General features: G+C 64.1%; 14 protein-coding genes and 1 tRNA gene. 8 read left to right on the top strand and 7 right to left on the bottom strand.

All coding sequences use genetic code 11. The annotated features are described in order from the left end of the window. Window positions 1-71: 71 nt before the first annotated feature. The 6 genes from K3148_RS06625 (at window position 72) to K3148_RS06600 (ending at window position 4,802) form a co-directional block, all read left to right on the top strand. A complete protein-coding gene (locus K3148_RS06625; protein ID WP_221426508.1) occupies window positions 72-740 on the top strand; it encodes a hypothetical protein in 669 nt (222 codons plus the stop codon). A 58-nt stretch (window positions 741-798) separates the two neighbouring features. Further along, window positions 799-1,425 carry a lysophospholipid acyltransferase family protein gene (locus K3148_RS06620; RefSeq protein ID WP_221426507.1) on the top strand — a complete coding sequence of 209 codons (627 nt, stop codon included), beginning with the start codon at window positions 799-801 and terminating at the stop codon, window positions 1,423-1,425. Further along, entirely contained in the window at window positions 1,422-2,219 is a 798-nt protein-coding gene (locus K3148_RS06615; RefSeq protein WP_221426506.1) for a DUF1295 domain-containing protein, read from the top strand. The genes K3148_RS06620 and K3148_RS06615 overlap by 4 nt, the downstream gene beginning before the upstream one ends. 77 nt (window positions 2,220-2,296) lie before the next feature. Beyond that, window positions 2,297-2,923 (top strand): hypothetical protein, encoded by a 627-nt coding sequence (locus K3148_RS06610; RefSeq protein WP_221426505.1) that lies wholly within the window; start codon window positions 2,297-2,299, stop codon window positions 2,921-2,923. Window positions 2,924-2,989: 66 nt separating this feature from the next. Further along, window positions 2,990-3,544, top strand: a complete 555-nt coding sequence (gene dcd, locus K3148_RS06605; RefSeq protein WP_006832597.1) for a dCTP deaminase — start codon at window positions 2,990-2,992, stop codon at window positions 3,542-3,544. A gap of 82 nt (window positions 3,545-3,626) precedes the next feature. Next, window positions 3,627-4,802 (top strand): saccharopine dehydrogenase family protein, encoded by a 1,176-nt coding sequence (locus tag K3148_RS06600; protein ID WP_221426504.1) that lies wholly within the window; start codon window positions 3,627-3,629, stop codon window positions 4,800-4,802. A gap of 7 nt (window positions 4,803-4,809) precedes the next feature. Here the strand turns inward: K3148_RS06600 and K3148_RS06595 are convergent, their stop codons facing one another. After that, window positions 4,810-7,002: a TonB-dependent receptor gene (locus K3148_RS06595; protein WP_221426503.1), complete on the bottom strand. Its 2,193-nt coding sequence runs from the start codon at window positions 7,000-7,002 to the stop codon at window positions 4,810-4,812. 118 nt (window positions 7,003-7,120) lie between these two features. Continuing rightward, window positions 7,121-7,195: transfer RNA gene (locus K3148_RS06590), tRNA-Gly, on the bottom strand. Between the two features lie 195 nt (window positions 7,196-7,390). On the opposite strand from K3148_RS06590, the gene K3148_RS06585 reads away from it, so the two are divergent. Continuing rightward, window positions 7,391-8,314 carry a tetratricopeptide repeat protein gene (locus tag K3148_RS06585; protein ID WP_221426640.1) on the top strand — a complete coding sequence of 308 codons (924 nt, stop codon included), beginning with the start codon at window positions 7,391-7,393 and terminating at the stop codon, window positions 8,312-8,314. A gap of 128 nt (window positions 8,315-8,442) precedes the next feature. Further along, on the top strand, window positions 8,443-9,054 hold the full coding sequence (locus K3148_RS06580) for an LON peptidase substrate-binding domain-containing protein (RefSeq protein WP_221426502.1): 612 nt from the start codon (window positions 8,443-8,445) through the stop codon (window positions 9,052-9,054). On the opposite strand, the gene K3148_RS06575 is transcribed toward K3148_RS06580, so the two are convergent. The 5 genes from K3148_RS06575 to K3148_RS06555 form a co-directional block, all read right to left on the bottom strand. Continuing rightward, window positions 9,041-10,024: a serine hydrolase domain-containing protein gene (locus K3148_RS06575; RefSeq protein ID WP_221426501.1), complete on the bottom strand. Its 984-nt coding sequence runs from the start codon at window positions 10,022-10,024 to the stop codon at window positions 9,041-9,043. The genes K3148_RS06580 and K3148_RS06575 overlap by 14 nt on opposite strands. A gap of 104 nt (window positions 10,025-10,128) precedes the next feature. Then, window positions 10,129-10,752: a MarC family protein gene (locus tag K3148_RS06570; protein ID WP_221426500.1), complete on the bottom strand. Its 624-nt coding sequence runs from the start codon at window positions 10,750-10,752 to the stop codon at window positions 10,129-10,131. Continuing rightward, window positions 10,749-11,423 (bottom strand): hypothetical protein, encoded by a 675-nt coding sequence (locus tag K3148_RS06565; RefSeq protein WP_221426499.1) that lies wholly within the window; start codon window positions 11,421-11,423, stop codon window positions 10,749-10,751. Before K3148_RS06565 ends, K3148_RS06570 begins: the two co-directional genes overlap by 4 nt. Next, window positions 11,424-12,317: a bifunctional methylenetetrahydrofolate dehydrogenase/methenyltetrahydrofolate cyclohydrolase FolD gene (gene folD / locus K3148_RS06560; RefSeq protein ID WP_221426498.1), complete on the bottom strand. Its 894-nt coding sequence runs from the start codon at window positions 12,315-12,317 to the stop codon at window positions 11,424-11,426. It lies immediately after the preceding gene. Window positions 12,318-12,319: 2 nt separating this feature from the next. Beyond that, entirely contained in the window at window positions 12,320-12,613 is a 294-nt protein-coding gene (locus K3148_RS06555; RefSeq protein ID WP_221426497.1) for a YggT family protein, read from the bottom strand. Window positions 12,614-12,672 lie beyond the last annotated feature (59 nt).

Genomic DNA, 12,672 nt, shown 5'->3' with positions numbered 1-12,672 from the left:
GGAACCTCCAAGCCCCTCCAACCATTGCGGAAACATACCGTGGGGGTTGGACCGGGCTGAGGAGAATTCCCGTGGAAGGCCAAGAAGTCACCATCGCCATCGTGCTCATTGTCGTCGTTGTCGGCGCGCTGCTCGCCTGGCTGTTCGTCCAGCGCAAACGCACGCAGGAATTGCGCGACAAGTTCGGCGACGAATATGATCGCACGGTCGATGCGCGCGGTGGCCGGCGCGATGCCGAAGCCGACCTGATCGAGCGCGAGGAGCGGGTGAAGAAGCTCGACATCCGTCCGCTGACCCGCGCCGAGCACGACCGCTACGCCGCAGACTGGAAAGACACCAAGGCGCTGTTCGTCGATAGCCCCGTCGAAGCCGTCGCCAAGGCCGACCGCTTGCTGACCGACATCATGAACACGCGCGGCTACCCCATGGCCGATTTCGAGATGCGCCACGCCGACCTTACCGTTGACCATGGCGATGTCGCCAAGCACTACCTCACCGGCCACGAAATCGCCGACCGATCGAGCGAGGCGACCACCGAGGAACTGCGCCGCGCGATCAACCACTATGAAGCGCTGTTTGGCGAAATGACCAGCGACGTTGCCGACCGGGATGGCGATGGCGTTCCCGACAGCGTCGACCCGCATGTCGATGCCGACCATGACGGTGTCGACGATCGCGCAGAAAGCGCTCCCGTGCGCCCTGCGGCCGATCCCACGCTGAACGAACGCGACCGGGTCTAAACTCGCCAATCCCCTCGCTTTCCCGCCCGGACGTGCTAACCGGGCGGGAGGAGAGAGAATGCCAAGACCGGATAACCGCAAGCCATCGCTGCTGAGCCGCATCGTGCGGCGTATCATCTGGTGGATCTACAAGCTGCAGGGCTGGCGCATCGAATCGCCCTTGCCGCGGCTCGACAAATTCGTGATCGCGGGCGCGCCGCACACCTCGAACTGGGACTTCGTGTTCTTCACCGGCGCGACGGCCGAAGAAGGCGTCGAGCCGAGCTTCATGGGCAAGCACACGCTGTTCAAGGGGTGGATGAAGAACTTCATGTACGACATGGGCGGCGTACCGGTCGACCGGACCAGGCGCGCAAATTACGTCGAACAGGTCGCCGAGGCCTTTGCCAAGGCCGACCGACTGACGCTGGTCATCGCGGCGGAAGGCACGCGCAGCTCCAACGGCGAATGGAAGAGCGGTTTCTACCACATTGCTCAGGCGGCCGAGGTGCCTGTGGTGGTGGCCTGGGTGAGCTGGAAGCGCCGCGTGCTCGGCTTCAGCGAACCGATCTGGCCGAGCGGGGACTATGGTCGCGACCTCAAGAAGATTGCCGATTTCCTGCTTTCGAAACGCCCGGATTACGAGCGCTACAGGGTCTTGGACGCGCAGGCTGACAGGCTCCTTGCAGAGGGGGGACAGGGATGATCGAGGCGCTGCTGGTTAATGCAGGCATTCTGCTCGCGGTGGTCTTGGGGCTTTGGGGCATCTCGGTCCGGATCGACGATGTCTCTTTCATCGACAGCTTCTGGGGAGTGGGCATGGCGCTCATGGCCTTCACCAGCTGGCTCCAGCTATCCGGGCGCGGGGCGCTCGCCCATCTGATCCTCGCCATGACTGCGGCATGGGGCCTGCGGCTGGGAATCTACCTCCTGCGCCGCTGGCGTGAGGAAGGCGAGGACAAGCGCTACGAACGCATGCTCCGAAAGGACCGAGAAAACGGCCGCTTCGCTTTTGCCGCGCTGACCAAGATCTGGCTCGGGCAGGCCTTGCTGCTATTTCTCGTCAGCTCGCCCGCGCAGGCTGGGATCCTCGCGAGCGACCCGAAGCAGGAGATCGCTGCGTTGACGCTGGCAGGTCTCGCCCTCTACCTCCTCGGCATCACCTTCGAATGGCTCGGCGACTGGCAGTTGGCGCAATTCAAGAACGACCCCGCCAACAAGGGCGAGGTGATGGACAAGGGCCTATGGCGCTACACCCGCCATCCCAATTATTTCGGCGATGCCTGTGCCTGGTGGGGGATCTGGCTGGTGGTCGCCAGCGTCAGCTGGGAGGTCGCGCTGTGGACCGTCGCCGGGCCGATCTTCCTGACCTTCACGCTGGTCAAATGGTCGGGTGCGGCGCTGCTCGAGAAGGGCATGAAGCACACACGCCCCGGATATGAGGATTACAAGCAGCGCACCTCGGCCTTCATTCCGCTGCCACCGAAGAAAAGCGTCTGAATTTCCGCCCCCCGGGGTTTAACCATGCCCCCGATAGGCTACATGGGACAAAGCCAGCGGCGAACGGAGCGGGACGGGTGAGCGAGAAGGACATCGAGCAAATGCGCAGCCGCTTCGCCCGCGAGGCGATGGCGCTGATGGATCGGACCGGAGAAGAAGTCACCCGGACCCGGCTCGCGGCCGAACTCAAGATCGCCCGCGCAAGGCTCGATGCCGTGTTTCCCGAGGAAAGCGATCTGCTCGAGGCAATTACCGCTGAATGGTTCGCGCCCAAGATCGCGGTGATGGACGAGGTGATGGCGAGTGGCCTTCCGCCGCGCCGCAAGATGTACGAATTCATCGCTCGCCGCTTCGTGCTGCTGCGCCGCAATTTCGAAGAGGATCCTGCGACCTTTCGCCTCTATGTCGAGATGGGCGAACGCTATTTCGAATACGCCCAGAGCTATATCGACCTTGGCGACCATTACCTGTGCGAGCTGATCGCCGAAGCGCAGGCGGACGGACACCTTGCCGGGATGGACGTGGACTTCGCCCGTTCGGTCATCAACCAAATGGTGCTGTGCTACATCCAGCCCTACCTGATCGCGATGATTGGGGAGCGCCTGTCCGAAGACAAGCTGGCGCATATCGTCGACGCGATCTTCGACGGGCTAGATGCGAACGATGGCGGCGCGCGGGGGACCAGCCAGTTCCACGGCATGTGACGAGAAGAGGGGATTAAATGCCCCTCCCGCTTGCCGCGCGCGCCCGCTTGTTCAATCCTGCGGGGCATGGCGATTCTCTCCGACAAATGGATCCGCTCCGCAGCTACAGAGCGCGGCATGATCGAACCCTTCGTCGAAAGCCAGCGGCGCGACGGGACCATCAGCTATGGCCTCTCCTCCTACGGCTATGACGCGCGCGTGGCGGACGAATTCAAGATCTTCACCAATGTCGACAACGCGGTGGTGGACCCCAAGGATTTCGCCGCCACTAGCTTCGTCGACCGCCAGACCGATGTCTGCGTGATCCCGCCCAACAGCTTCGCGCTCGCCCGCACCGTCGAATATTTCCGTGTGCCGGAAGATGTGCTGGTGATCTGCCTAGGCAAGAGCACCTACGCGCGCTGCGGAATCATCGTGAACGTCACCCCGCTGGAGCCGGGCTGGGAAGGCCATGTGACGCTGGAGTTTTCGAACACTACGCCGCTGCCGGCCAAGATCTACGCCAACGAAGGCGCGTGCCAGTTCCTCTTCCTGCAGGGCAACGAACGCTGCGAGACGAGTTATGCCGACCGAGCGGGCAAATACATGGGCCAACGCGGGGTCACACTGCCGCGCCTCTGATTACGAGGCTGCGGTGACGCAGCGTCTTTGACTCTCGGCGTCCTTGCGCGCACACCTCCCGCTCACCCTTGGGAGAGCGTGCATGGCCGACAAAGAATTCGACATTATCATCTACGGCGCGACCGGCTACACCGGCCGCCTCGTCGCCGAGCATTTCGTGCGCGAATACGGTAGCCGGGACGATGGTCCGAAATGGGCCATGGCCGGGCGGAGCGAGGACAAGCTTGCCGCCGTGCGCGAGGAAATCGGCGCGCCTTCGACCACGCCGATGATCGTGGCCGATGCCGGGGATCCCGCCAGCCTCGAGGCCATGTGCAAGCGCACGAAGGTCGTGCTGACCACGGTCGGGCCCTACCAGCTCTATGGCGATGCGCTGGTGGAAGCCTGCGTGAAGACCGGCACCGATTATGCCGATCTGTGCGGCGAACCGGCGTGGATGGCCGAGAAGATCGAACAGCATCACGAGGCCGCAAAAGCGAGCGGCGCGCGCATCTGCTTTTCTTCCGGTTTCGATTCGATCCCCTTTGATCTCGGCGTGCTGATGCTGCAGCAGGAGGCCACGGCGCTCCACGGCTCGCCCGCCCCTCGGGTCAAGGGCCGCGTGCGCAAGATGCAGGGCACCTTCTCGGGCGGCACCGCCGCCAGCCTGGGCGCGACGATGAAGGCGGCGATGAAGAACCCGAAAATCATCGCCCAGCTGCGCGATCCTTTCGCGCTCACGCCCGGCTTCGAAGGGCCCGACCAGCCTTCGGGTATGGTCCCGCGCTACGAGGACGAGGTGGGCAAATGGGCCGCTCCCTTCGTCATGGCGCCGATCAACACCAAGAACGTCCACCGCACCAATTTCCTGCGCGGTCACCCCTATGGCGAGGACTTCCGCTATGACGAGATGGTGCTGACCAGCCCCGGCGATGCGGGCAAGGCCGCAGCCAACGCGGCGGTCGAGCTGATGAAGAATCCCTTCGGCGCGAAACCGCCCAAGCCGGGCGAAGGTCCGACCAAGGAAGAGCGCGAGAACGGCTTTTACGACGTGCTCTTCATCGGCGAATGGCCCGACGGCAAACAGATCAAATACGCGGTGAAGGGCAAGTTCGACCCCGGTTACGGATCGACCAGCCGCATGATCGGCGAAACCGGCATGGCGCTGCTCGAAAGCGATGCGGAAGGCGGCGTGGGCACGCCCGGCTCCTTCCTCGGCGAAGCGCTGGTCGAGCGGCTGCGCGACCATGCGCACCTGACCTTCGAAGTCGAGAGCTAGGCCCCGTTTAGTAGCTCATCCGGAGCGCGAGACTGAAATTGCGCCCCGGCAGCGGCACGAAGTCCTTCGTGAAGCTCGCGTGGCGGCGGCCGGTAACATCGAAGATGTTCTCGGCTTTGGCGATGAGCGTCACCGAGGTCTCGCCGCGCAAGGGACGCCACGTCGCGGTGGCGTTGACCAGGGTGAAGCTCTCGGTTTCGGTCTCGAAAGGCGCGATATCGCGCTGGGCGTCGAACCATTCGACTTCGCCGCGCAGCGTGACATTGGTGGTCTCAGCCTGCAGCGCGCCCAGCAGGCTCAGCGGCGGGATGCGCGGGACCGGAGTGCCGTCAGCCAGTTCCGCCTTCACATATTCACCGCGCAAGTCGGCGCTCATGTCGAGCCCTTCGCTGTCGATGAAATGCCAGACGAACTCGCCTTCGACGCCCGAATAGGTCGCGTCCTGCTGGAGATAGACGAACACCGGCAGGCCATCCTCTTCCGTGCCGGTTTCATCGAGATAAATGTAGTTGTCGAACCAGTTGCGATAGGCGGCAAGGCTGAATTCGAACGGTTGGCGGATACCGCGAATGAAGGCTTCAGCCCCCCAGGCGCGTTCGATCGAGAGGTCGGCATCGCCGATCTCGAAAGCCTGGGTCGCGATGTGGGGTCCGCCTGAAAACAACTCCTCCGCGCTCGGGGCGCGGGCAACGCGTGACAGGTTCACGCCGCTGCGGATGGCGGGAGTGACATCATAGGCAAGTCCGAGCGCGCCCGAGAAGGCGCCGAAAGTGCGCTCGAGGCCGAGCGGGACCGAATCGACGCGCGTGTCTTCGTATCGTAGTGTGCCTTCGACCTGGACCGGTCCATTGCCGTATTCCTGGAGCGCGAAAAGGGCGATCTGCTCGGTGCGGTTCGGCGCGATATAGGCTTCCGCCCCTTCGGCGAAGAAATCGCGAAAGTAATATTGCAGCCCCAGCGAACCGCGAAGCACGCGGGCGGTGTTCTGGACCAGTTCGGCGCGCGCCTCGATGCCCTGGACATCGAACACGGTGCCGACTTCCACCCCCTCGAACTCGGTGTGGGTGTAATCGGAATAGCCGACGCGCAGCTTCAAGCGCTCGAAGAACCCGTCGCCAAGCATGACGTCGCCGCGCATATCGGCGCGGTATTGCCGCAGTCCGATGTTGACTGTCTCGGGGCCTTCCTCCTCGATGCCGACCTCGCCGCCTTCTTCCTCGCCATGCGCATGGCCGGCGCCGGGGCGGATCGGGATACCGTAGAAGGTGTCGTAGACACCAACCGACACGCCGAGGCTCGAATCGCCGCGGAAGAACGCCATGCCGGCGTTGGCGGTCCAGGTCTCGGTCCCGCTGTTGGCGAGCACGCCTTGGGCCAGCGCCAGTTCGCGCAATTCGGCCGCTTCCTCGGCGTGGCCCTCGGCCGCTTCCTCCTCGGCCTCGGCGAGCAGCTCTGCGCGCAATTCGGGAGCCACGAGATAGCCCGGCACTTCGAGGTCGTCGGTGTCGCGATAGCTGCCGTCCACATGGAAGACGAAGCCCCCGCCCGCCGGCACATCGACGCTGGCCCCGCCTTCGCGCAAATCGCTCACCGTGTCGGCGCGCAGCAGCGCATCGACGTGGACATCCTCATTGGGCACGCGGCGCGGGATGCGCTTGTCGATCACATTGACCGCGCCACCGATGGCCTGGCTGCCGTAGAGCAGCACGGCGGGACCGCGCAGGACCTCGATGCTTTCGGCGGTCAGCGGGTCGATCGATACCGCGTGGTCGGCCGAGGTGTTGGAGACGTCGATCGCGCCGATGCCATCCACCAGCACCTTCACGCGCTCGCCGGAGAAACCGCGAAGGACGGGGCGCGACGCGCCGGGCGCGAAACCGCTGGCAGTCACGCCGGGGACGCTGGCCAGAACCTCACCCAGCTGGCCGTCCATATTGGCGTCGAGCGTGTCGCTCTCGATCACGCTGGTGCCGGCGAGCAGGTCGAACTGCCGCAGGCCCTCGGCGGTTACGATGATCGTTCCGCTAGCGTCGATGCGGCGGTTGTGGAGATCGTCTTCGCCGGTTTCTTCCACCACGATGGTGTCGCCCGGCTCGACCGGATCGGCCTGCTGGGCGATGGCGCTGCCGGCTTGGGCAAGGGCGAGGAGGGAGAGGGATGCCTTGAGCGTGTGCCGGATGGCCGCAGAGTGATACAACATAACCCCTGATTAGGGGCTCTTCGCCCTTTTGCAAGCACAGCCGCGACAAACAGCAGTTAGGCACGACGAATGGCATGGCCCTTGGGACCATGCATCTGTCGTTCTCATATGGGAGAAATGGAGCGGGCGAGGCGATTCGAACGCCCGACCCCAACCTTGGCAAGGTTGTGCTCTACCCCTGAGCTACGCCCGCTCACTGACGCTCGCCGAACCGTGTGGCCCGGTGGGGAGGCGCGCAACTAGCAACGCCTTTTGAGTCTCGCAAGCGAAAAAATGCACTTTTTTGACCCGCCGCGTTTCCGCGCCTAGGCCCCTTCACATTCGTCGGGCGAAACCCACATGGAAGCCCGAGAGTTACATCCAAGGAAAGGCGGTTTACGTGGCGAGCATGGGTTTGAGCATCGACGAGCAGAAGGCGGTCGACAAGTTCAAGAAGGACGTCGTCGAACCGTCGATGACGAAGCTCGTCATCCTCGATTTCTTCGCCGAGTGGTGCGGGCCGTGCAAGGCGCTGGCCCCGATGCTGGAGAAGGTCGCGGGCGAATACGCCGACAAGGGCGTGGTGCTGGTCAAGGTCGATGTCGACAAGGAACAGTTCATCGCCGCGCAGTTCCAGGTCCAGTCGATCCCGACCGTCTATGCCATGTTCCAGGGCCAGCCCGTGGCCGACCTCACCAGCGCGCGCAGCGAATCGCAGCTGAAGGAAGTGCTCGACCAGATCCTCGCCCAGCTGCCGATCGAAGGTGGCGATGCTGGCGGTGCGCAGGCGCAGGCCGCCGAGCAGGTCGACCAGTTCGTAGCCATGGGCGAGCAGGTGCTGGCCGAAGGCGACGCTGCCCGCGCGGCCGGCATCTTCGCGCAGGTCACCGAGATGGCACCCGACAACGCCGCCGCCCACGCGGGCCTCATCCGCGCGCTGACTCAGGCCGACCAGGTCGAGGAAGCCAAGGCCGTCCTCGCCGCCGTGGAAGCGAATCCCGCGGTTAGCGGCGACACGCTGATCGAGAACGCCAAGGCCGCGCTGGAGCTTGCCGGCAACAAGGTCGACGATGGCGAACTCAGCGCCCTACGCGAAAAGGCCGCCGCCGATCCCGCCGACATGGAAGCGCGCCTCGCCTATGCCGAAGCCGCCTTCGCCGCGGGCGACCGCGATGCCGCCGCCGACGAACTGCTCGCCATGGTCGAAGCCGACCGCGAGTGGAACGAGGGCGCCGCGCGCACCAAGCTGATCGACATCTTCAACGCGGTGGGTCTCGAAGACCCGTGGGTGGTGACAACCCGCCGCCGATTGTCGAAACTGTTGTTCGGATAAAGGATGACTCTTGCGTCCGTTCGCCCTGAGCTTGTCGAAAGGCTGTACTTTTCTTCAGGTGCAGCGCCCGCCAAAAGAAGTGCGGTGCTTCGACAAGCTCAGCACGAACGGTATATAGGTGAGTGCGTATGACCACCCGCCTCTCGATCTTTCCCCTGCCCGGCGCGATCCTGTTCCCCGGCCTGCAGTTGCCGCTGCACATCTTCGAACCGCGCTATCGCGATCTTGTCGGCAGTGCGCTCGCCAAGGACCGGCTGATCGGCATGGTCCAGCCGCAGCGCAGTTCCGATGGCTCGCCGCTCTATGCGATCGGATGCCTCGGGCGGATCGGCGATGTCGAGGCGCTGGAGGATGGACGCTACAATATCGTGCTCGAAGGCGAGACGCGCTTTCGCATTACGCGCGAACTCGATGTCACCACCTCCTTCCGGCAGGTCGAAGCCGAACTGATCGACGATCCCGAAGGCGAAGTCCTCGCCAGCGTCGAGCGTGCCGGTTTCGAATTCGAGGCCAAGCGCTTCGCCGCCATGCAGGGCTATTCGGTCGACTGGGATTCGGTCGAGCGCCTGGACGACGAAACGCTGATCAACGGCGTCGCCCAGATCGCCCCCTTCGACAGCGCGGCGAAGCAGGCCCTGCTTGAAGCGGACACGCTGTCGCAGCGCTGCGAACTCATGATCCAGCTGATGCAGTTCTTCGCCCTGCGCGACGACGGGGACGAGATCGTCACACTCCAGTAGGCGCTTCGAGACTCGCGAGCAGAGAGGTCAGCGCTGTGAAGGCATGGCGTTTGGCATCATCGCGGTTGTAATTTTCGGCTTGGACGACAAGCACCGCATCGTAATCGCGCAAGATGGCGACGATATTGCCGCCATTGCCCTTCATCATCCACGCACCTTCGTAGCCGCGAGGGGAGCGAAGGGGCGTGGCCCACCAGAGGTTGCCATAGAACACATGCTCGCCCAGGCGATGCCGCGGGGTCAGCATGGTATCGATCCAGGCCTCGCTGACAATGCGCTTGCCGCGCCACTCACCCCTATCGAGGACCAGTCGTCCGATCTTGAGCAGGGCCTCATCGGAAATTGTGAGCTGCCCGCCGGACTGGACCTCGCCCGATTTCGATCGCTTCCATACCGGCGCTTCCAGACCGAGCGGGTCGAACAAGCGGCGCTGTATATAGGCATCGAAGCTCTCGTCTGTCGCTTTTTCCACGACTTGGCCCAAAAGAAAGACTCCAGCGGTGCAGTAGGCGAACGGTCCTTCACCCCGCTCGTCCCGTTCGAACTTTCGCGCGGGCAACGCCAAAGCGAAACCGCGCCAATCCCTCGTGCGATACATGCGCTCTTCCCAACCGGGGGAGCGCTTGTCCCAATCGTTGCAATCGAGCGCGCTCGCCATGCCGAGCAAGTTTTTGACCGTGATCGAATCGAAAGGCTCTCCGCGCTTTTGCCCGAGATAAGGCCAGACCCGCGTATCGACGCTTTCGAGAAGGCCATCGTCTACGACCATGCCGACAGCCAATGCCGTCAGCGATTTACCAGCGGAACGAATGTCGACCGGTTCGCCCAATTCCGCGCCATCGAAGCGCTTGCGATAGACAATCTCGCCATGCTGTTCTGCGGCGAGGACGCGAATCTTTCCGAAGTCCCCCTCAGCGATGCGCTGTTCGAGTTCCGGCACAGCCAGTTCTTCGAGCGGCTGCGCCAGCAAGGGCTGGGCAAATGCCAGCGCTAAGACCGGGGTGATGGCGTGAACGAGTGAGCGCAGCATAGGCTTTCCCTATTCGCTGCCAGCTTAACCGGCCGCGAACCGGCTCAAAGATTGAACGAACCTCTAAGCCCGTCGATCACGTACTGGGCCGCCAACGCGGCGAGCAGGACGCCCAGCACGCGAGTGATGGCCGCTTCGACCTTGTCGCCGAAGAGACGCATGATCGGCCCGGCGGCGATCAGCGCGAGCATGGTGATGATCAGCACGGCAGCGAGTGCGCCAAGCACCGTCGCGGTCTGCGTGAGGTCCTGCGCCTCATTCATCAGCAGCATGATGGCGGCGATGGCGCCGGGGCCGGCGAGCATGGGGATGGCCATCGGGAAGATCGAAACGTCCTCAACCTCGGGCGTGGCAGCGACCTTTTCCGCGCGTTCCTCGCGGCGCTGGGTGCGTTTTTCGAAGACCATCTCGAAGGCGATCCAGAACAGCATCAGCCCGCCCGCGATACGGAAGCTGTCGAGGTCGATATGGAGCGCGCCCAGCAATTGCTCGCCGAACAGCGCGAAGATCAGCAGGATCACGCCTGCAATGAAGGTCGCGCGGATAGCCATGTTGCGGCGCTGCGCCGTGGTCGCGCCTTTGGTCAGGCCCGCGTAGATCGGCGCGCAACCCGGCGGATCGATCACCACGAAGAGCGTGATGAAGGCCGACAGGAAGAGCTGGCTCATTGCGCGCGATCCGCTTCAAGGTCGATGTCGACAACCCGCTCCCAGCCTTCATCGCCGGCGAGCCAGACGTCGTAACGCCGCTCGCCTCCGCCCACGAAGTGGATGCTCCACGCGAGCGTTCCGTCTCGCGAGATGGAAACCCGCGCTCCGGGATCCACCGCGGGGGGGGCGAGGCGCGTGCCGCATTCGGCAACGCGCGACGCGATCATCTCCGGCTTCACCGGCGCGTCCGCTTGCGGATAGCCGAAGTCGAAGACCCAGCGATATTCACCATCGGACTGGCGCTGCCACACGGTGTTGAAGGTGCCGACGGTCCCTTCGGGATCGACAAAGCCGCCCTGGGTGACGGCCAGCGATCCGTCGCAGCTCGACCACACGCGGTGCGGTTCCCACTGGACCGCAGCGGCGGGGTTTTCCTGCGCTTTCAGCCACGGTTTGGCCTCGATCGCGCCATTGCGACCAAACAGCAGGCCTCCGTCGGCCGCGTATTCGGCAAAGGCGGTCCATTGCCCGTCCTCCTGCGCCGCGCGCGCAAAGGCGAGTTCGGTGGCAACAACCTTGCCGGGATTGGCGCGCGCTTCCATGAACCGGCCGTAGGGCGTGCGCGGACCCGTGCTCGTGCAAGCGGTCAGCGAAACGAGCGTAAGGCCGATCACGGCAGCGCGCAGCATCTAGAGCGTCTCCGGCACGTCGAGACCGGCGTTGCGATGCGCGGCGACCACCGTGTTGCGCAGCAGCACGGCGATGGTCATCGGCCCGACGCCGCCGGGCACGGGCGTGATTGCGGCGGCGACACCTTCGGCGCCCGCATAGTCGACATCGCCGACCAGCCGGCCCTTCTCCTCACCGTCGGCAGGAGGCAGGCGGTTGATGCCGACGTCTATGACGGTCGCCCCTTCCTTGAGCCATTCCGCCTTGACCATTTCTGCGCGGCCCACGGCGGCCACGACAATGTCGGCGCGTTTGACGACGGCTGGCAGGTCCTTGGTCCGGCTATGCGCGATAGTCACGGTGGCGTTGGCGTCGAGCAGCAGCTGCGCCATCGGCTTGCCGACGATATTCGAGCGCCCGATGACCACCGCCTCGAGACCCGAAAGGTCACCCAGCCGATCCGCCAGCAGCATCATGCACCCCAGCGGCGTGCAGGGCACGAAGCCGCTCTGCCCGACCGCCAACCGGCCTGCGTTGGTGACATGAAAGCCGTCGACATCCTTGTCCGGGCTGATCGATGCAATCACGGCCTGGTCGTCGAGATGGTCCGGCAAGGGAAGCTGGACGAGGATGCCGTCCACCGCGTCGTCGCCGTTCAGCTGTTCGACCAGCGCAAGGAGGTCCGCCTCGCTCGTATCGGCGGGCAGGCGATGCTCGAAACTTTCCATGCCGGCGGCCACGGTCGCCTTGTGCTTGCTGCGCACATAGACCTGGCTGGCCGGATCCTCGCCCACCAGCACCACGGCGAGCCCGGCCTTGCGACCGGCCTTGCTCTCGAACTCGGCCGCCATCGCGCCGACCCGCTCGCGCAGGTTTGCGGCAAAGGCCTTCCCGTCGATCCGTTCCGCCGCCATGGTCAGGCCGCTCCCATGATAATGCCGTCGAGCACGATCAGCACGATGTTGATCAGCAGGATCAGCACCAGCGGCGAGAAATCCACCATTCCGGTGTTCGGCATGAAGCGCCGGATCGGCCTTAGCAGCGGATCCAGCAGCCGGTTGATGCCCTCGTAAAAACTCATCAGGAATTGGTTGCGGCCCACCACGTTGAAGGCAAACAGCAGGCCGATCACGAACTGGATGATCACCAGCATGATGATGACGCTGGCGAGCATCGAAATGATGTTGGAAATGGTGATTAGAGCTTGCATCGATCCCGTCTCTTCCTGAGGCGCAGTCCCGTTGGCCTGAGCCTCTACAAGAGGGCGCG

The sequence above is a fragment of the Qipengyuania aurantiaca genome (genome assembly GCF_019711375.1).
Classification (GTDB): domain Bacteria; phylum Pseudomonadota; class Alphaproteobacteria; order Sphingomonadales; family Sphingomonadaceae; genus Qipengyuania; species Qipengyuania aurantiaca.
This window is presented reverse-complemented; position numbering and strand designations above follow the sequence as displayed.